This window comes from Pseudomonas sp. GW821-FHT09C08 (genome assembly GCF_059418125.1).
Genome location: NZ_JBWKPG010000001.1, coordinates 477,806 through 497,832, shown reverse-complemented (window position 1 = coordinate 497,832; position 20,027 = coordinate 477,806). Strand labels below are relative to the sequence as shown.

At 64.7% G+C, this 20,027-nt stretch carries 15 protein-coding genes; 5 read left to right on the top strand and 10 right to left on the bottom strand.

All coding sequences use genetic code 11. The features are described from left to right. Window positions 1–50: 50 nt before the first annotated feature. The 7 genes from AC07OJ_RS01915 to AC07OJ_RS01885 all read right to left on the bottom strand — a co-directional run bounded on the left by AC07OJ_RS01915 (window position 51) and on the right by AC07OJ_RS01885 (window position 8,317). The gene (locus tag AC07OJ_RS01915; RefSeq protein WP_495093785.1) at window positions 51–1,829 is read right to left on the bottom strand and encodes a dipeptide ABC transporter ATP-binding protein; all 1,779 of its coding nucleotides are present in this window, start codon (window positions 1,827–1,829) and stop codon (window positions 51–53) included. Then, on the bottom strand, window positions 1,826–2,635 hold the full coding sequence (locus tag AC07OJ_RS01910; RefSeq protein WP_495093784.1) for an ABC transporter permease: 810 nt from the start codon (window positions 2,633–2,635) through the stop codon (window positions 1,826–1,828). The genes AC07OJ_RS01915 and AC07OJ_RS01910 overlap by 4 nt, the downstream gene beginning before the upstream one ends. Further along, window positions 2,632–3,690, bottom strand: a complete 1,059-nt coding sequence (locus AC07OJ_RS01905) for an ABC transporter permease (RefSeq protein ID WP_495093783.1) — start codon at window positions 3,688–3,690, stop codon at window positions 2,632–2,634. The genes AC07OJ_RS01910 and AC07OJ_RS01905 overlap by 4 nt, the downstream gene beginning before the upstream one ends. After that, a complete protein-coding gene (locus AC07OJ_RS01900; RefSeq protein ID WP_495093782.1) occupies window positions 3,683–5,239 on the bottom strand; it encodes an ABC transporter substrate-binding protein in 1,557 nt (518 codons plus the stop codon). The genes AC07OJ_RS01905 and AC07OJ_RS01900 overlap by 8 nt, the downstream gene beginning before the upstream one ends. Window positions 5,240–5,242: 3 nt before the next feature. Then, entirely contained in the window at window positions 5,243–6,430 is a 1,188-nt protein-coding gene (locus AC07OJ_RS01895; RefSeq protein WP_495093781.1) for an LLM class flavin-dependent oxidoreductase, read from the bottom strand. 95 nt (window positions 6,431–6,525) lie between these two features. After that, the gene (locus AC07OJ_RS01890; RefSeq protein ID WP_065901227.1) at window positions 6,526–7,257 is read right to left on the bottom strand and encodes a class II aldolase/adducin family protein; all 732 of its coding nucleotides are present in this window, start codon (window positions 7,255–7,257) and stop codon (window positions 6,526–6,528) included. Between the two features lie 16 nt (window positions 7,258–7,273). Then, window positions 7,274–8,317 carry an ABC transporter substrate-binding protein gene (locus tag AC07OJ_RS01885; RefSeq protein WP_106804067.1) on the bottom strand — a complete coding sequence of 348 codons (1,044 nt, stop codon included), beginning with the start codon at window positions 8,315–8,317 and terminating at the stop codon, window positions 7,274–7,276. A gap of 293 nt (window positions 8,318–8,610) precedes the next feature. Between AC07OJ_RS01885 and AC07OJ_RS01880 the strand changes: the two genes are divergently transcribed. From AC07OJ_RS01880 to AC07OJ_RS01870, 3 genes are all read left to right on the top strand, one after another. Further along, a complete protein-coding gene (locus AC07OJ_RS01880) occupies window positions 8,611–9,843 on the top strand; it encodes an acyl-CoA dehydrogenase family protein (protein WP_495093780.1) in 1,233 nt (410 codons plus the stop codon). Between the two features lie 96 nt (window positions 9,844–9,939). Next, complete coding sequence (locus AC07OJ_RS01875; protein ID WP_495093779.1) at window positions 9,940–11,706, top strand: ABC transporter ATP-binding protein; 1,767 nt, start codon at window positions 9,940–9,942, stop codon at window positions 11,704–11,706. Next, window positions 11,699–13,543, top strand: a complete 1,845-nt coding sequence (locus AC07OJ_RS01870; RefSeq protein ID WP_495093778.1) for an ABC transporter ATP-binding protein — start codon at window positions 11,699–11,701, stop codon at window positions 13,541–13,543. The genes AC07OJ_RS01875 and AC07OJ_RS01870 overlap by 8 nt, the downstream gene beginning before the upstream one ends. A gap of 710 nt (window positions 13,544–14,253) precedes the next feature. Here AC07OJ_RS01870 and AC07OJ_RS01865 read toward each other — a convergent pair. Continuing rightward, on the bottom strand, window positions 14,254–14,724 hold the full coding sequence (locus AC07OJ_RS01865; protein ID WP_065910374.1) for an Lrp/AsnC family transcriptional regulator: 471 nt from the start codon (window positions 14,722–14,724) through the stop codon (window positions 14,254–14,256). A 123-nt stretch (window positions 14,725–14,847) separates the two neighbouring features. Here AC07OJ_RS01865 and AC07OJ_RS01860 point away from each other — a divergent pair, with 123 nt between their 5' ends. Together AC07OJ_RS01860 and AC07OJ_RS01855 are read left to right on the top strand one after the other, a co-directional pair. Beyond that, window positions 14,848–16,092 carry a methionine gamma-lyase gene (locus AC07OJ_RS01860; RefSeq protein ID WP_495093777.1) on the top strand — a complete coding sequence of 415 codons (1,245 nt, stop codon included), beginning with the start codon at window positions 14,848–14,850 and terminating at the stop codon, window positions 16,090–16,092. Window positions 16,093–16,203: 111 nt separating this feature from the next. After that, window positions 16,204–16,875 carry a helix-turn-helix transcriptional regulator gene (locus AC07OJ_RS01855; RefSeq protein WP_205571666.1) on the top strand — a complete coding sequence of 224 codons (672 nt, stop codon included), beginning with the start codon at window positions 16,204–16,206 and terminating at the stop codon, window positions 16,873–16,875. A gap of 59 nt (window positions 16,876–16,934) precedes the next feature. On the opposite strand, the gene AC07OJ_RS01850 is transcribed toward AC07OJ_RS01855, so the two are convergent. Both AC07OJ_RS01850 and macA read right to left on the bottom strand, forming a co-directional pair. Beyond that, on the bottom strand, window positions 16,935–18,893 hold the full coding sequence (locus AC07OJ_RS01850) for a MacB family efflux pump subunit (RefSeq protein WP_495093776.1): 1,959 nt from the start codon (window positions 18,891–18,893) through the stop codon (window positions 16,935–16,937). A gap of 3 nt (window positions 18,894–18,896) precedes the next feature. After that, window positions 18,897–20,018, bottom strand: a complete 1,122-nt coding sequence (gene macA, locus AC07OJ_RS01845; RefSeq protein WP_495094259.1) for a macrolide transporter subunit MacA — start codon at window positions 20,016–20,018, stop codon at window positions 18,897–18,899. Window positions 20,019–20,027: the final 9 nt, after the last annotated feature.

Sequence of the window (20,027 nt, the reverse complement as noted above, 5' to 3'; positions counted from 1 at the left end):
GGGGGGGATTCAGCACTGATCCAGCGCCCCATGCATAGACCGAAGTCGGGTCACCCCAGCGTCGGCGAATGCTCCAGCAACGTGCGGGTATATGCCGCCTGCGGCTGGTCCAGGACGCTGTCGACTACGCCCTGCTCCACCACTCTGCCGACTTTCAAGACCAGCACCCGGTCGGCGATTGCGCGGACTACGCCCAGGTCGTGGGTCACGAACAGCAACGTCAAGCCTTCGCGCTGCAACTGGCGCAGCAGGTCGAGGATCGAGGCTTGCACCGACACGTCCAGCGCCGAGGTGATTTCGTCGCAGATCAGCAGCCGCGGTTCGCACAACAGGGCTCGGGCGATGGCCACGCGCTGGCGTTCGCCGCCCGACAGGCTGTGAGGGTACAGGTCGGCCACCGACGCCGACAGCGACACGCGCTGGAGCACCGCCTCGACCCGCTGGCGCGCCGCCGCGCCTTTGATCGCGAAGAAGTGCTCCAGCGGCGCACTCAAGGTCTGGTACACGGTTTGCCGTGGATTCAGCGCACGGTACGGGTTCTGGAAAATGTATTGGATCTGGTGGCGCAAGCCCGCGTCGCGCTGGCGCGCCTGTAGCGGCAAAGGCCGGCCGGCGTAGCTCAGCTGCCCTTCGGCATTCTCGCCAAGCCCGGCGACGGCCCGCGCCAGGCTGGTCTTGCCGGAACCGGATTCCCCCACCAGCGCCAGGCATTCACCCGGCTGCACCTGCAACGTGATGTCGAACAACACCTGCCGGTCATAGGCGACGTTCAAGCCGCTGATCGACAACAACGGCGCCTGCGTCTGCGCCGTGAGCGCCGCAATCGGGGTCAACTCACGCACCTGCAACGGCTGGTCATGCGCATTCAGGCACGCCACCGCGTGCCCGGCTGGCAGCACCTGGAGCCGCGGCTCGGCCACCGCGCAGGCCGAAGTAAACCGGTCACAACGTGGCCCGAAGCTGCACCCCTGCGGCCGTTGCCCCGGCGCCGGGGCCTGCCCGGCAATGGCTTGCAGTTCGCGCCGACCGGCCACATCCGGGATCGCCGCCAGCAAGCCGCGGGTATACGGGTGCGATGGCCGGCGAAACAGCACCTCGCGCGTGGCCGTCTCGACGATGCGCCCGGCGTACATCACCATCACCCGGTCCACCAGGTCCTTGATCACCGCCAAGTCATGGGACACATACACTGCCGCCACCCCCTGGCTTTTGCACAAGCGGCGCAAGGTCGCGAGGATATGCGCCTGGGTGCTGACATCCAGCGCGGTGGTCGGCTCATCCAGCACGATCAGGCGCGGGCGCAGCACAAAGGCCAGCGCCAGCATCACGCGCTGCTGCTGGCCACCGGACAATTGATGAGGAAAGCGTCGCAGAAACTCGGGATCGTCCGGCAGGCCGACATCGCGCAAGGTCTCGCTGATGCGTTGCTGCTGGGCAGCGCGGTCCAGTTGCAGCGGATGCACCGCCAACGTCTCGCGCAACAGGTTGCCAATGCGCAGGGCCGGGTTCAGCGCCGTGGCAGGGTCTTGGGCGACGTAACCGATCAGGCTGCCACGCGCCCGGCGCAAGGCCTCGCCCTCCAGGCTCAACAACGCCTGGCCGTCGACCTGCACCTGGCCCGCGACGATGCGCGCACCGCGTCGGGCGTGGGCGAGCAAAGCGGTGGCGAGGGTGGTCTTGCCCGACCCCGACTCCCCCACCAGCCCGAGGATTTCGCCCGCGTTCAGGCTGAACGAAATGCCCGACACCACATCCACCTGCGCCGACAATTCCACCCGCAGGTCGTGCACCTGCAACACCGCCGTGTCTATTTCGGTGATCGCATTCATGCCTGTTTCTCTCCCATCCGTGCGCTGCGCCGGCCGATGCCTTCGGCGAGGATATTGGTACCGTAGGCAAACACCCCGATCAGTACCGCCGGGGCCAACACCGCCCAGGGCTGTACCAGCAGGCCTGCCTGGTTTTCATTGATCATCAAGCCCCAGTCCGCCGTGGGCGGCGCGACCCCGTAGCCGAGAAAACTCAAGCCCGAGAGCATGCCCACGCCCCAGGTCAGCATGTTGCCGAAGTGCACCAGCAGCGGCGTGAGGATGTTCGGCAGGATCTCCTTGAACAGAATGCGCCGCCGCGAATACCCCATCATCTGCGCCGCCTCGACAAACTCCTGCCCCGCCACCGCCACCGCACTGGCCCGCGCCAGGCGGATGACGCCGGGGATGAACGCGATGGACACGGTCAAGACAATCAGCCACGGCGCGCGACCCAGCATCGACACGATCAGCAGCACCAGGATCAGGTCGGGAAACGCCAGGGATACATCCGCCGACCACGTGATCAGCTGGTCCAAACGTCGCCGCGAGAGCCCGGCCAACAACCCTAGCGTACTGCCCACCGCCAGCGCGATACTCGCCGCCGCCGCCGACATCCACAGCACCGACAGACCGCCGCTGAGCAGGCGCGACAGCACGTCGTGCCCAAGGAAGTCATAGCCCAGCCATGCGCTGCCCATCGGCGCGCCGTACACCGGGCCGACCATGTCGGTGGTGCCATGGGGCGCCAGCCACGGGCCCAGCACGGCAATCGCGATCACCAGCGCGGTGATCAGTGCACCTTTGCGAATTTGCGGCTCGTTCATGCCTCACCTCGGGAGCGGCGCCACCACGGGGTGATACCCCGGCGGTTGCGTTGGATCATCCTCACGCGCCGCGCCGTGCGCAGCTTGGGCGTGAGCAATACGGTCAGCAGGTCGGCCAGCAGGTTGATCAGCACCACCGCCAGGGTGATCACCAGCACAATCGCCTGGATCATCGGCAGGTCGCGCATCTGGATGGCCGCGTTGAGTGCGGTGCCGATGCCGGGGTAACTGAAGATCACCTCGGCCAGCACCGCGCCACCGATCAGTGTTCGCAAGGTCAGCGCCACGCCCTGGATCGCCGGCACCAGCGCGTTGGGCAACGTGTGGCACCACACGATGCGTCGGTAGGGAATGCCGCGCAGCCGCGCCGCGATCACGTAGTCGGACTCCAGCGCCTCGATCATCGCCGCACGCACCATGCGTGTGAGATAGGGCAACGCGGTCAGGCTCAGGGCCACGACGGGCAGGATCAGGAACTTGAGCTGGCGCAGCAGCGACTGGTCCGGGTCGAGAATCGACACCGCCGGCAGAAAGTCCATGTGCGGCATGGAAAACAGCAACACCAGGCCAATCGCCAAGAGGAACCCCGGCGTGGCCTTGAGAAAGATCAGCAACGACAAGCTCCAGCGATCCAGGTGGCTGTCGCGGCGCAACGCCAGCGCCACGCCCAACGCGAGCGCCGCCGGCACCACCAGTGCGATCACCCCGGCCAGCAGCGCCAGGGTGTAGCCGAAACGGCCCCACAGGAGGTGGCTGACCGGCGCGTTGGAATCCAGCGACACGCCAAGATCACCACTCAAGGCCGCGCCCAGCCAGCGCAGGTATTGCCACAGGATCGGCTGGTCGAGGCCCAGTTGGTGCTGCAGGGTGAGGATACTTTCCAGCGGCGCATCCGGGCCGAGGATCACCCGCGCCGGGTCCGATGGCAGCGCCTGGGTGGCGATAAACACCACCAGGCTGATCACCCAGCCGGTCAGCAAACCGTAGCCCAGGCGCCCGACGAACCACGACAGCCAGGCCGGCGTACGCGGGGTTTTGCAGTGCGACTCAGACATGGTTCAACCACAACTCGTCAAAACGCCAGGAGGCAAAGGTGGTCTGCTCGGGGTTCAGGCCGCCGACCTTCACGGACGCCGCGTCGAGCACATCACTGAAGCCCCAGATCAGCAGGCCGCCACGTTCGTGCTGGATCTGCTGGGCTTCGTGCACCAGGCCGGTACGCAATGCCAGATCGGGCTGGGCCAGGGCCTGGCGGTACAAGCTGTCGAACTGTGGGTCATGGAAATTGCTGCGGTTGTAGATCGCCAGCGGCGCGTCGTTGTGCAGGGCCGAGGCCAGAAAACCGCGCGCCGGGGTCGAGCCCGGCGATACCTGCCATTGCTCGCGCTGCGGGCCATTGAACACCGCGCCGTCAACCTGGGTGACACGCACCTCCACACCGGCCTTTTTCGCTTGCTGGGCGAACACCAGCGCAGCATTCACTCCAGGGCCTGGCGTGGTGGTCAGCTCGACGCGCAGGTCAGTCTGCCCGGCCTGGCGCAACAGCGAGCGCGCCTGCTCCAGGTCATACGGGCGCTGGGCAATTGCATGGTTGTAGGTGGGGTCATGGGGCGAATACAGGTCGTTGGCGATGCGCCCGAAGCCATTGAGACCACGGTCCACCAACTCCTGGCGGTCGGCGAGCAGACGAAACGCCTGGCGTACGCGCACATCGTCGAACGGCGGCTTGGCCAGGTTCAGGTTGAAACCGGTGAATGACGTCGTCGGTGAGACGCACAGCGACAGGCGCGAATCGGCCTTGAGCAACGCGCTGTGCTCGGCCTGCACGCCGCTGGCCACGTCGATCTGCCCGGCGCGCAATGCGGCCACGCGCGAGACCTGGTCCTTGAACTCGATGATTTCCAGCTCGTCGGCATACGGCTGGCCGGGTTTGTAGTAGTTCTCGAACCGCGTGTACAGCGAGCGCTGGCCGGGCACGAAGCGCTTGAGCTTGTATGGGCCGGCGCCCACCGGGTTGGTGATCGGGTCATAGTCGGTCGACACGATGCCGCCAAAGCTGATCAGGGTTTCATCCAGAGGGAAGAAGCTCTGGCCCTGCTTGAAACGAATTTCGATGGTGCGCTCATCCAGCTTGCGCAGCGCGTTGCGATCGATCGCCCCGACCAACCCGGCAAACGGTGAAGCCAGTTTGGGGTCGGTCAGGCGCAACAGCGAAAACAGCATGTCGTCGGCACCGATGGTCTTGCCATGGTGAAACTCCAGGCCGGGCTTGATGCGGATGGTCCAGGCGCTGGCGTCGGCATTCGGCTCGGCGAACTCGGCCAGGGCCAGGCGCGTGCTGACATCGGTGTTCCATTCCCAGAACTTGCTGTACAGCGCCCAGCCACGGATGATCCCGCCGCCCACCGGTTTATGCGCATCCAGGTTGCCCGACTGGTCGCCGTCGATAATGCCGATGCGCAGGCGCCCGCCACTCACCGGCTTACCCGTCAGGACCGCCGCGCCCTGGCTCGCCGCACCGCTGTCACAGCCGCCCAGCAGCAGGCCGCCGCCGACCACCAGGCTGTTGCCGAGAAACACCCGGCGGGAAAATCCGTCACTCATCACTCAAGCCTCTTCGCGCTGTACAGCCTTGTGGGTGACGCCCAGGCGCGGCACTTCAAAGCCGTGGTCCAGGTCCAGCAACGGGAACAGCAAATCGGCGACCCGATGGGCTTCGTCGATCAACGGGAAGCCCGAGAGGATGAATGCCGAGGTGCCTTGCGCCTCGTACTCGCGGATGCGCTCGGCGACCTGCTCGGCACTGCCCACCAGATACGTGCCGGCAGCCGGGCCGAGGATGTTGAAGCCGAACAGGCTGGGGCCGAGCCACACGTTGGGGTAGATTTCCAGCTCACGCGCAGTGGGCAGGCGCCCGGCACGCACCGTCTCGACATTGCGCTGGGTTTGCGGGTCGTCGCTGTGAAAATTCTCCAGGCTCACCCCCGCCGGCAACTGGCGCTCAAGCGCATTGCGTGCGGTCTGCAGCGAGGTGCGCTGCAGCAGTTTTTCCGCGTGGGCCCAGGCTTCTTCCTCGGTCTCGCGCACGATGATTTGCAGGCGCGTGCCAAAGGTCAGTTCGCGGCCGATCTTCGCCGCCTCGGCGGCGACCTTGCGGAACTTGTCGCCGAGTTTCGGCGGCGTGTTGGCGAAGCTCAGGTACACATCGAGCAGTTGCACCGAATGTTCGACCCCCGGCCCCGACGTGCCGGCGCCCCACAACGGGATACCCGGCTTCTGGTACGGCGGGTGCCAACCGCCCAGTGGATGGCTGGCGGCGCCCGGCGCACGCGGGGCGAGCTTGACGTACTCACCGTCATAGCCACGCGTATCACCGGCGTAGAAGCCCTGGAACGCGCGCCAGTATTCAAGGCTGAAGGCGTAACGCTCGTCATGCGCGTAATGCACGCCCAACGTGGCCAGGCCGGCGTCATTGCCGTTGACCACGTTGAACAGCAGGCGGCCATTGGAGAACTGGTCGAAGGTCAATGCCCATTTGGCCAACACCGCCGGCGACAGCTCGCCCGGGTGTTGCGCCACGAGGAAACGCAGGCGCTCGGTGGCGTCGATCAACGACGCGGCCACTGCCAGGCTTTCATTCGGGCTGGAGCCCAGCAGCGAGCCGTAATAGCCGAGGCGATCACTGGCGACAGCCAATTGCTTGAGGTGTTGGAAGTCGGTTTTCCAGCGCCCTTCAGGCTCCCACGGATAAGGCCCATCGGGCGTGGTGAGGTACCAGAGAATCTTTACAGCCATGACAGACATCCTTGAATGGAACCGCCCCTTGCAGGCGCCGGCTTGCGGCGCCTGCAGGGGGCGTGGTGGTTTCAATCACCGTGATGAGGGTGTGTTCAGTTTTTGCGGTCGATGGCCGGGACCAGGCCCAGTGCGGTGGCGTGTTCGAACAGGCCGCTCATTTTCCACTGCTGGGTCAACACGCCCGGCCCGTAGGGACGCGAGCCACCCAGGGCGTCGGCGAGCAATTGCAGCTGGGCGCCCTCCTCCAGCAACAGGATGAATTCGGCGGTAGCCCGCAGCCCTTGCTTGCCCCACACGGTGGAGCCGCCGTTGGCCTCGAGGATGGCCAGGTTGAACGGGTTTTCAGCGATCTTGTCGAGGATGAAGTCGACTTCCTGCTGGCGACGGTCGATGTACACCGGCAGTTCCCGCGCCAGCTGGTAGCGCTGCACCGGCACGTAGTGGAATGGCAAGGTGCGGTGGGTCTGTGCCCAGGCGCCGAGGTACGGCGAATGCACGTGGGACACGGTGGTCACGTCCGGGTGCTGCTGGAACAGCTTGGTGTAGCGGCCCAGGCCACCTTTGCCTTTGCCGAGAATCACGTTGCCGGCAAAGTCGGTGACCGTGGCTTGCAGCGGCTTGCGGTAGTTCCACGGGCCGCCGTAGTTCACCGACACCAGCAGCTCCTGGCCGGGTACGCGCTCGATGAAACCGACGGTGCCGTTGGCGGTGATGGTGTTGGTTTCACGGAATACGGTGAAAGCCTCTTCGGCCTCCAGCAGCACCTTGTCGACAAAGGCCTGCAGTGCTTGATCGAGGGGTTGAGCGTGAGCAATGGCAGTCATGGGGCATTCTCCAGGTTCAGGCGCGGCGCTTGGCCAACAGTTCATGGGCAGCTTGCAGGGGGCGCGGATCGACCCAGTCGGCGATCGAGAAATCGCGCTCCAGGAAGCCGTGCAGGTACAGGAAATCTTTTTGGACACCGAGGAAATCCAGGCGCTGGGCCGACAAATCCGGGGCCAGGGTGGTATGGAAATCACCGCGATAAGCCTCGGCCACACCGGCACTGCCGGCGCGGGTTTCTTCTTCGAGAATCGCGTTCAGGCCATCGCGGTTGTTCGCCGCCCAATCCGCCGCACTGAGGGTCTGCGCCAGGAAGCGCACCACCAGGTCAAAGTGGTTGTCGAGCAGGCTCTGGTGCACGGTGATTGGCCGTGGCGTGCCGTTGTTGATGCGATAGCGCGGCTCGGCGATCAGGTCCAGGTCGATCCCCACCACCAGCCCCAGGCGCCGTGCGGCGTCGGCCGCCGAGGCGCCCTTGACGTACACCGCATCCACCTCGCCACGCACCAGGTAATCCAGGCCCGACCACAAGCGTTGCAAGCCTTGTTGTGGATCCGGCGCCTGCTCCTGGTCCTGCAAGGCCACTTCCACCAGTTCGACATCGTCAAAGCCGAGGCCGGCCAGGCTCAATGCGCCCTTGTAGCCGTGCAGGCTCATGGCGCGTGCAATGCTGCCAGGGCGGCTGTCGCCCCAGGCCGGCAGGGCCAGGCGCTTGCCTTTGAGATGCTCGGGGCGGCTGATGCCGGAGTCCGGGCGAACCAGGATGGTCTGCCATTCCTCGATCCAGGTCAGGCCGATCAGGCGGCTCGGTGCGCCGGCAGCGCGTGCCGCCAGGGCCGGCACGTTACCGCCTTCGCGAAACAGCCCAGGCAGGTCGTGATCGTAATGGTGACGGCCCAGCTGGCGAGCCTCCTGCAACGTCGACACCGGCAAACCATCCGGCGCGAACTCTTCGGTCAACCACCCCAGCTTGTAGGCGATGCCGGAGGCGGTCGGCACCGGGCAGCGGGTAAACCAGATCTGCTCAAGCTCAGGCGTGGGCAGGACAGCGGAAAGGGTCATGGGCAGCTCCATCGAATTGGGCAAGTCAGTGGAGGAGGTATTGCAGAGGCCGTGCCAATCGACGCGGGCCAGGTTTTACAGGGTTGTCGCGACGAACCCGGCCACGCGACTGCTGACCTGCCAACAGCACTGCTGCTGCGCCAGCAGTCGCTTGCGAGCACTGCTGCCCCAGCAGCAGCCCCACCCGCGCAGCCCCCACACGGTGGGGCTTTTCACATTGGCTTGGAACTTGCTCAAGCCCCTGCCAACACCGCAACCCCTGGGGAAGCGAACCCAAACAGAAGGATGAATGCATGACTACGTTTGAACAGGCGCCTGTACGCCAACTGCATAGTGAAGCCGAGGCCATCGCCGCGGCCAAGGACATCGCGGTGGAGATCGCCGCCATCGCCGCCGACCCCGAGCAGAACGGCCAACTGCCGTGGCGCCAGGCACAGCTGTTATCCGAAAGCGGCATCACTGCCATCGGCGTGCCGAAAGCCTTTGGCGGGCTGGGGGCTTCGGTGCAGACCATCGTCGAGACCGTGCGGATTATCTCGGTGGCCGATGGCGGCGTCGGCCAACTGCTGCAGATCCACAACGTGATGCTGCGCGGGATTTTCAACGGCTACCCGGATGCGGTGCGGGATCGGCTGGTCAGCGATGTGTTGGCTGGCAAACGCTTCGGCAACGCCCTGGCCGAGGTCGGCGGCAAGAACAAATTCGCCCTGAAGACCCGCGTCGAACGCCGTGAGGACGGCGCCCTGGTACTCAATGGCAGCAAGTTCTACTCCACCGGCTCCTACCTCGCCGAATGGATCTCGCTCACCGCCGCCTCGGACGACGGCGGCGCCGGTGTCCTGCTCAACCGCAACGCAGCGGGCCTCACGCTGGTGGATGACTGGGCCGCCTTTGGCCAGAAAAACTCGGTCAGCGGCACGGTGAATTTCGACAATATCGTGCTGGACGAAGACTACGTCTCGCGCCGCAAAGGCCCGATGAAACGCACCGGGCTGACCTTCCCGCAGATCCTCCACGCGGCCATCGACACCGGCATCGCCGCCGGCGCCTTGTCTGCCGCCGTCGACTACCTCAAGCACCACGCGCGGCCGTGGGTGGAAAGTGGCGTCGACCACGCCAATGAAGAGCCGCACATCATCAAGCAGATCGGTGAATACGCCGTCGCGCTGCGGGCTGCCGAATCGCTGCTGCGCGACGCCGCACGCGTGTTCGATGCCCATGAGCAAGACCCGGAGAACAAGGAACTGCAGGACGAATTGATCCTGTCGGTCGCCACCGCCCGCGCGCATTCCGACAGTGCCTCGCTGAAGATCTCCAGCGATATCTTCTCGCTGCTGGGCGCCAGCGCCTCGCTGAGCAAGTGGAACCTGGACCGCTTCTGGCGCAACGCCCGCGTGCACACCACCCACGACCCGATCCGCTGGCGCCTGCACCACGTGGGCAACTACTACCTCAACGACGTGGACCCAGGCGAATACACCGCGATCCTGAATGCCAAGGAAACCCAGGGCGCCACCCGTAAATAAAACCCTGCCGGCGATGGTGCCTTTAAGGGCGCCATCGCCGGCAAGCCGGGCTCCGACAAGGTTCGGCATTCCCCCGCTTATGTCTACGAGCTTTTCATGATTGAACAACACCCTCTTTTACGCAGCCTGGCGATCTACCGGGAAATGCCCTGGCGATTCAGCCTGGTCGCGGCGCTGTACGTGGCGATCAACCTGGGGCTGGTCTGGCAGCAATGGCTGATCGGGCATGCCGTCAATGATGTCAGTGCCGGCCGCGCGGTGGTGCGCCTCGCGGATGGCAGCCTGGAGGCCGGCCTCGGCTGGTACTGGCTGGGGCTGATGCTCGCCGTGGCCCTCGGCCGTGGCGTGCTGCAGTACATCGCCAGTGTGCTCTCGCTGGTAATCAGTCAGGAACTGCTGACGCGCCTGCGCGAACGCATCCTCGCCCAGGTGCAAAGCCTGCACCTGGGCTACCACTGGCAGCACGGCATGGGCGAGATGATCACACGCACGACCCGCGACGCCGACAAGGTCCGCGACGCGCTGATCACTTTCTGGCGCCAACTGGTGGAAACGCCGCTGGTGGTACTCGCCACGGTCGGCCTGCTCAGCTGGTACAACCCGCTGCTGGGGCTGGTGCCGTTGTTGCTGACGGTCACCGGGCTGTGGATTTTCGTGCGCCAGACCGAGCGCCTGGTGGGCCTGGATCGGGCGGTCGGCAGCGCCTACGACCGCGTCAACCAGGACCTGAGCGAAGGCATTGGCGGTGTGCGCGTGATCAAGTCATTTGCGCTGGAGCAGCGACGTATCCAGGGCTTCGCCAACCAGGTGGCGGTGTTCGCCGGCCTCGCGCGCCAGGCGTTGGCGTATTCCAGCTCGCGCATTCCACTGCCCCAGGCCGTGGTTGCGTTGGGGCATGTGTGGATCCTGGTGTACGGCGCGCACCTGGTCGCCGCCGGGCAACTGAGCATTGGCGAACTGGTGACCTCACTGTTGATCGCCACCACCCTGGTGTTTCGCATCGAAGGGATCGGCCGGGTGATGCAGACCTTCGCCGATGCCCGCGCCAGTGCCGAGCGCATCTGGCAATTGCTCGACGCACCCGCCGCTATCCGCAGTGGTACTGCCACCCTGCCCGCCACGCCGCTGGGGCTCAAGTTGGAGCACGTCAGCGTGACGGCACCGGGCGGCGGTCGGGACATTTTGCAGGCGTGTTCGTTGAGCATCCAGCCGGGTGAAATCGTCGCATTGGTCGGCGCCACCGGTACCGGCAAAAGCCTGCTCGCCAGCTTGTTGCCGCGCCTGAGCGACGTGACTGCCGGGCGCGTATTGCTCGGCTCGGACGCCAGCGGCTGGCAGGACATTCGCGAGTTGCAACTCGGCCCGCTGCGCCAGCGCGTGCATGTGGTGCCGCAGGAAAGTTTCCTGTTCGCCGGCACCCTCGCCGCCAACCTGCGCCTGACCGCGCCCAGCGCCACCGACGCCCAGCTGCGCGATGCGCTGCACAGAGCCGCCGCCGACGACATCGTGCAGCGTCTGCCCCAAGGCCTGGATACACCCCTGGGCGACCGGGGCGTGACCTTGTCCGGTGGCCAGCGCCAACGCCTGTGCCTGGCCCGCGCGCTGTTGGGCACCCCCGACATTCTATGCCTGGACGACGCCACCAGCGCGCTCGACGCCATCAGCGAGCGCCAGGTGTTGCAGAACCTGCGGCAACTGCGTGGCACCACGGTGCTGGTGATCTCCAGCAAGCTCTCGACCATTTTGCTGGCCGACCGCGTGTTGATGCTGGCCGACGGCAGAATCACTGCCATGGGCCGCCACGCCGACCTGCAATCAACCAACGCGCACTACCGCGACCTGCTGGGGATCGACCATGGCTAACCCGCTGCCAGGCAAAGCCTTGAGCGATATCGAAATCGAAGAAATGCTCGCGAAGAAGGCCCTCGATCGCAGCATGTTCAAGCGACTGCTGCCACTGCTGCGGCCAATCCGACGCCAGATCGCCGCGGTGATCGGCATTGAAATTGTGCTGGTGATCACAGTGTTCCTGCGCCCCTGGTTTGTACGCGAGCTGCTCGACCGCGGGCTGATCCAGCAGGCTGACCATTGGCTGCTGGATGAGCGCCTGGTGCTGTGGCTCGGCCTTGGCCTGGCAGCCAGTTGGCTGGCGCGCTTCCTGTTGGCCGGGGTCTCGCAGTTCGTCGCCGGCGGCGCGGCGATCCGGGTGCTGAACGCGTTGCGAGTGCAGGTGTTCGCACACGTGCAGGGCCTGAGCGTGAGTTACTTCGATCAGACGCGCGCCGGGCGCATCATTTCGCGGGTCGACCGCGATGTCGACGCGCTGGAGCCGCTGGTGATCCAGGGTCCGCCGGAACTGCTCGGCGCCCTGCTGCGCTGCGGCCTGGCGTCGGTGATGCTGTGGCGTATCGACCCCCGGTTTTTCCTCAGCCTGGTGGCGACGGTGCCGCTGCTGGTGTTGGCCACGTGGAGTTTCAAGCGCATCTCGCAGCGCAACTGGGCCAAGGTCGCGGAGAACCGCAGCCGCTTCACCGCGCACCTGGTGGAAAGTGTCAGCGGCGCGCGCCTGTTGCAACAATGCGCGCAAGAAGCCCCCAACCTGCGGCGCTATCGCGGGCTGCTGGATGACTTCAACCAGGCGCTGATTCGCGGCAGCCTGCGCTCGTCGTGGTTTGCGCCATTTACCGCGCTGCTCAGCTCGGCAGGCATCGCGCTATTGCTGCTGGTGGGCGGCTACGGGCTGGCGGCGGGCGAAGTGAGTGTGGGCCAGGTCGCCGAAAGCCTGTTCTACGTGTTTTTGTTCCTCGGGCCGCTGCAGGAGCTGTCCGACCTGTTTGAGCGCTACGCCACCGGCTCGGCCTCGGCGCAGCGGATTTTCCTGCTGCTCGACACCACGCCGCAGATCATCGACCGTGCCACGCCACACACGCTGGAACGGGCTCGCGGCGAAGTGCACTTCGACCAGGTCGGTTTCAGTTACGGCCAGGCGCCCGTGATCAATGGCCTGGACCTGCACATTCCGGCCGGTGAAGTGTTGGCGATCGTCGGTCCGTCCGGGCACGGCAAAAGCACCCTGGTGCAATTGCTGACGCGTTTCTACGACGTGCAATCCGGCGCGGTGCGTCTCGACGGTATTGACGTGCGCGACCTGGCGCAACACACCCTGCGCCGTCACGTCGGCGTGGTGCTGCAGGACAACGTGCTGTTCAGCGGCAGCATCCTCGACAACCTGCGCCTGGCCGCGCCCCAGGCTGACGACGCTACGCTGATCGCCGCCGCCCGCGAGCTCGGTGCCGATGAAGTGCTGGAGCGCCTGCCCCACCAGTACCACACCGAAGTCGGGCCGCTGGGCGCGCACCTCAGTCATGGCCAGCGGCAGTTGGTGTGCCTGGTGCGTGCGTACCTGGCAGACCCGGCGGTGCTGGTGCTGGATGAGGCGACTTCGGCGGTGGATATTCATACGGAGCGGCGGATTCAGCGGGCGTTGCGGCGCCTGTGCGAGGGGCGGACGGCGATCATCATCGCGCATCGATTGGCGACGATTCGCGATGCGGACCGGATCGCGGTGATCCGGCATGGGCAGGTGGTAGAGCTTGGGCCGCATGCGGGGCTTATTGCCCAGGAGGGGGCGTATGCAGGGTTGTATCGGAGTTATTTGCTTAGTGCGCAGGTGGGGGAGCCTGAGGTGGTTCTTTTGTAGGGGGGGCATATCCGTTATTTGGGGGATGGCCGCCTATGGTTCCGCTCTTACAGCGGGTCACTTTTGAACAGCGCAAAAAGTAACCAAAACGCTCTTGCCCCAACACTCGGCACCTCGCCTAGGCTCGGTGTGCCCTCACTCCGGCTTGAATCCGTGGGCCGCCGCAATGGGCCATCCCTGGCCCAGTGCGGCTAACCCGGCGTCCTGCCGGGTTACCCACGGATTCAAGCCTGCGTTCGGCCAGCGTGTTTAATGGGGCGCCTAGATCAAGATCAAGATCAAAAGCGGCTCGCTTCGCATCGTGGGTTGTGGTTGTTTACGCCAGGCCGGTATCGAGGCCGACACCGCCGATCCCTTGTGGGAGCCGGCTCCTAGAGGTTTCTGCTCTTGATCTAACCACTCAGGCCGCCGTGCTTTTGCTTTTGATCTTGATCTAGGCGCCCCATCAAACACGCTGGCCGGAATTCGATATTGATTTGGGGGGTAAACCGGCAGGGATGCCGGTTTAGCCGCCCCGCGCCATGGATGGCGCGTGGCGGCGGCCCCCCAAATCAATGTCGGATTACGGGCACACCGAGCCTAGGCGAGGTGCCGAGTGTTGGGGCAAGAGCCCTTTTGGTTACTTTTGGGGCTCTTTTCCAAAAGTGACGCGCCGTAAGGGCGCAACCAATAGCACCCGTTACCCAAATAAAAGAATGCAAACCCGACCGTCACCCCGGCAACGGAATAACCCGCAAAGCCCGCACCGACTTGTAGGAAAAACTCGAATAAATCTCCTTAACACAAGGCAGCGTCTGCAACACCTCCCGCGCAAACTCTCCGAACGACTCGAGGTCCCTAGCCACCACTTCAAGCAAAAAGTCATACCGCCCCGACACGTTATGACACGCCACGATTTCCGGGATTTCAAGCAGCCGCTGCTCAAACGCGCGGGCAATTTCCTGGGTGTGGCTGTCCATCATGATGCTGACAAACGCCGTCACGCCATACCCCAGCGCCTTGGGCGACAGGATCGCCTGGTAACCACTGATCACGCCGCTCTCTTCGAGGTTGCGCACGCGGCGCCAGCAGGGCGAGGTGGTGAGGGACACCCGCTCGGCCAGTTCGGCTACGGTGAGGCGCGCATTGCCTTGCAGCGCGTTTAAAAGGGCCTTGTCGGTACGATCGAGACTCACGGGCATATCTTGCCTCTGATTGTTGTTTTTATCGGGTTTTCATCCCGGTACGCGGGATTTGGCAGCAAACTTTGCAATGTTCATCTTTGGTTATGAGCATAGCATTGTAGGAAATAAGGAGCGTCCGACATGAACAATAAACACAATGCATTCGGCTTTTCCACCCGCGCCATCCACCACGGCTACGACCCCAAGGACCACCACGGCGCACTTGTCCCGCCCATTTATCTGTCGGCGACGTTCGCCTTTCCCACCGCCGAATACGGTGCCGCGTGTTTTGCCGGCGAAGCCAATGGGCACTTTTATACGCGTATTTCCAACCCGACCCTGGCACTCCTGGAAGCACGCATGGCCAGCCTGGAAAACGGCGAGGCGGCAGTGGCCTTCAGCTCGGGCATGGGCGCGATTGCCGCGACGTTCTGGACCCTGCTGCGCCCCGGTGACGAGGTGATCGTCGGCCAGACCGTCTACGGCTGCACCTTCGCCCTGCTGCACCACGGCATCGGCGAGTTCGGCATCAAGGTGCGGCACGTCGACCTGACTGACCTGGCCGCCCTGCAAGCGGCAATCAGCCCGGCCACACGCATGATCTATTGCGAGACCCCGGCCAACCCCAACCTGCAACTGGTGGATATCACCGCCGTGGCCGCCCTCGCCCACCAACATGGCGATATCACCGTGGTGGTCGACAACACCTACTGCACGCCCTACCTGCAACGCCCCCTCGACCTCGGCGCCGACGTGGTCGTGCACTCGGCCACCAAGTACCTCAGCGGCCACGGCGATATCACCGCCGGTATCGCCGTGAGCAGCCAGGCACTGGCCCAGCGCATCCGCCTGCAAGGCCTCAAGGACCTGACCGGCGCGGTGATGTCGCCGCAGGACGCGGCCCTGCTGATGCGTGGCCTCAAGACCCTGGCCCTGCGCATGGACCGTCATTGCAGCAACGCCCAGGCGCTGGCCGAAGCCCTGCAGGCACACCCGACCGTGGAGTCGGTGACCTACCCGGGCCTGCGCTGTTTCCCACAATACGCACTGGCGCAGCAGCAAATGAAAATGTCCGGCGGCATGATCGCCTTCGAGCTCAAGGGCGGGATCGACACCGGCCGGCGTTTCATGAATGCGCTGAAGGTGTTCACCCGCGCGGTCAGCCTCGGCGACGCCGAGTCACTGGCCCAGCACCCGGCGAGCATGACCCATTCCACCTACACCCCCGAGCAGCGCGCGCACCATGGCATCAGCGAAGGGCTGGTGCGCTTGTCGGTCGGCCTGGAGGATGTCGCCGACCTGCTGGCGGACGTACAGCAGGCCCTGGCCAAATGCACCCGCGCCCTGCCCCGGCAGCCGGTGTTGGCGTCGCAGTCTGTGAGATAGGGCTTACGCGGGCTGTAGGGGTTTTAATGCGGCTTTTTGCGGATTGGATCCCCATCACCCCGCCAGGCTGTACTAGCATACGTCCTGCACCCGAAACTCATGGACGAACTGATGAACTCACACCTGTTCCCACATATAGGCAAGGTCATCGCAAGCACCGGCAGTCGCCATTTCCCACGCATGCTGCATGACCTGATCCTCACCCAACTGGCAGTGGACGCCACCCATATCACCCAACTGCGCGTCAGTCACGAAGGCCACACCCGTCGCCAGATCAGCCCGGTCTATACCGACTCCGTGGTGACCCTGGGCGTGGAACAACCGGCCGCACAATTGCACCTCACCCGCCACAAGGACGACGTGCGCTACGTGCTCTCGGTGTACCGCTCGCACCAATCCGAAAGCTTTTCGCCGCAGGAACGCAGCATGCTACAGGACTTCTCCACGCTGCTGCTGCCCATGGTCGAAAAACACATCACCGCGCTCCACCCGTGCCGCCAGGACAGCGACCCGGTGCCCGCGCAGAACCAGGGCATCGACACCCTGCGCCGACGCATCGAAGAACGGCTGGTGCAGTCGGGGTTGACCTTGTCCAACCGTGAACTGGAAGTGTGCGTGGGCCTGCTGGCCGGGCGCACGGCACCGGAACTGGCGGAGCAGTTGGCGTTGAAGGTCAACACCATCGAGAGCTACCTCAAACGCGCGGCGATCAAGCTGGGGATCAGCGGGCGGCACTCGTTGTTGCGGTGGATGTATGCCACCAAGGATGAAACAGCGCCTTAGCCCCCCCTGTGGCGAGCAGGTTTGCCCTGCCCGCCACAGATCACCGCCACCTCGGGCACTCAATCGCGCGCCAACGCCTCGATCGGATCCAGCCGCGCCGCATTCCTTGCTGGCACGAAGCCAAACACAATGCCAATCAGCGTCGAACAGGCAAACGCGGTGACGATCGAGCCCACCGAAAACACCATCTCCCACTCCTTCACAAACAGCGAAAACAGCAAGCCCAGCCCGTAGGACAGCGAGATCCCGATCACCCCGCCGATCAGGCACACCATCACCGCCTCCACCAGGAACTGCTGGCGAATGTCCGACTGTCGCGCGCCCACCGCCATGCGAATGCCGATTTCGCGAGTGCGCTCGGTGACCGACACCAGCATGATATTCATCACGCCGATTCCGCCCACCAGCAGGGAAATCACCGCAATCAACGACAGCAGCAACGCCAGCGAGCGGCTGGTTTTCTGCACCGTCTGCATGATGCTGTCGAGGTTGTTGGTGAAAAAATCCTTGGTGCCGTGGCGTTGCAGCATGAGCTTGTTGACGTTCTCCTCCACCACCTTGCTCGGCTGGCCGTCCTTGATGCGCACCGTGATGCTGTCCAGATGGCGCTGGCCCAGCAGCCGCCCCGCGGCGGTTTCATACGGCACCCAGACGTTCAGCGCCTTGCTGGCGGCGAACATGTTTTTATTCTCGGCCGTGACGCCGATCACCGTGCACGGTAGGTTGCCCACCAGGATCACCTGGCCCAACGGGTCGACAGTTGGCCCGAACAGGCGCTGGCGGGTGTTGTGGTCGATGACCACCACCTGGGCCTGGCGCCGTGCATCGCTTTCGCTGAAGGCGATCCCGGCCTCGAGCTTCAGGCCCTTGACCTTGAAGTAGCGATCACTGACGCCATTGACCTGCGCATCCAGGTCGATGTTGCCAAAGCGCAGCAACAGGTTGCGGCCCACCACCGGGGTCGCGCTGTCGACGTAATACAGCTGGTTCAACGCGTCCACATCCGACGGCATCAGCGTCTCGATGGCCGACGCGCGGCTGTCGCCAAAACTGGTGCCGGAAAAGATATCGATGGTGTTGCTGCCGATCGCCTGGATGTCCTTGAGCACATAGCGCTTGGCGCCTTCGCCGATGGCCGAGATCGACACCACCGAGGTGATGCCGATGACAATGCCGAGCATGGTCAGCAACGTGCGCATGCGATGGGACACCAGCGCGACCCACGCCATGTTGAAAGCTTCCTTGAACAACCCCAGGCTCGCCACCAGGCGCCGCGCACCGCTGCGCCGTGGCTCGAGGGGCGCTTCCGCGGGCAGCTCCAGGCCGCTGCTCTGGTTGGCCTTGTCGCTGACAATCTCGCCATCGCAGACCTCGACAATGCGCTGGGCATTCGCCGCCACCTTGGGGTCGTGGGTGACGATAATCACCGTGTGCCCGGCGGCGTGCAGCTCGGCGAGGATACGCATCACCTCCTTGCCGCTGTGGGTGTCGAGGGCACCGGTAGGCTCGTCGGCGAGGATCACTTCGCCGCCGTTCATCAAGGCGCGGGCAATGCTCACCCGTTGCTGCTGCCCGCCGGAGAGCTGGCTGGGCCGGTGGCTGGTGTGGCCGGCCAGGCCCAGCCGTGCGAGCAGCTCCCCCGCGCGGGTATGCCGCTGGGTTTGCGCGGTACCGGCATAAATCGCCGGCATTTCCACGTTGTGCAAGGCACTCAGGTGCGCAAGCAAATGGTAGCGCTGGAAGATAAAGCCGAAGTAGTCGCGGCGCAGTTCGGCCAGTTGCTCATCGCCGAGTGAGCGGGTCTCGATGCCGTTGATCCTGTAACTGCCGGCAGTCGCGTAATCGAGGCCGCCGAGGATGTTCATCAGGGTCGATTTGCCCGAGCCCGAGGCCCCGATGATCGCCACCATCTCGCCGGCTTCGATGGTCAGGTCGATGCCCTTGAGCGCAATGAATTCACGCTCGCCGGCGATAAAACTGCGGGTAATGCCCTTGAGTTCCAACAGTGGCTGGGTCATGGCTCAGTTCCCCGCCACGGCCGGCGAGGCATCGCCGATCACGACTTTATCGCCCTCGGCCAGGCCCTCCAGGATCTGCACCTTGACGTTGTTGTTGATGCCGGTCTTCACCTGCCGCGACAGCGCCTTGCCCTTGGCGTCGAGCACCCGCAGCGGGTAGCTGCCATCGGGGTTGCGCGGGCCCAGCGCGGCCACCGGCACCATCAGCGCGGCCTCGGCGGTGTCGAGCACGATGCGCACCTGGGCGGTCATGGCGATGCGCAGGCGATGGTCAGGGTTAGGCACGTCGAACAGCGCGTTATAGAACACCGCCGTGTTCTGCTTGGGGGTGCCGGCGGTCTGGGTCTCGAGGAAGTTCTGCGGCGCCGGCTCAGTACCGCGCAGCTTGGCGTAGTAGCGCTTGTCGGCCTCGCCGAGGATGGTGAAGTACACCTGCTGGCCGGGGCTGATATGAATCACATCGGCCTCCGAGACCTGGGCCTTGACGGTCATGGTGTCCAGGTCCGCCAGCTTGAGCAGCACCGGCGCCAGCTGGTTGGCAATGACCGTCTGGCCTTCCTGGGTGACGATGCCGACCACGTCGCCGTCGATGGGCGCGACGATGCGCGTGTAGGCCAGGTTGACCTTGGCCGTGTCGATCTGGATATGTGCACTCTTGATCTGCGCATCCAGGGACAGCAGGTTGGCCTGCTGCACCTGGAACGTGGACTCGGCGTCTTCGAAATCCTGGCGCGACACCGACTCATCATCCTGCAGGCCCTTGTAGCGTTCATACACCAACTTGGCCTGCTTGAGCTGGGCCGCCGTGGCACGGCGCTGGGCCTGCAGGTTTTCTTCGTCGACCTGGGCCTTGCGCAGGGTGTTCTGCAGGATCAGCGGGTCGATCTCGGCCAGCCACTGGCCCTTTTTCACCTTGTCGCCGACCTTGACCTTGAGCGACTTCAACTGGCCCGAAACCTGGGCGCCGACGTCGACCTGCTTGATGCCTTCAAGCACGCCGGTGGCCAACACGGCATTCTCGATATCGCCGCGTTCGACGCTAGCCGTGAGGTATTGGGGGGCGTCGGCGGGAGCCTGGACGGCATACACCACCAGGCCAATAGCGGCCGCCAACGCCAGGCACATGCCGGTTTT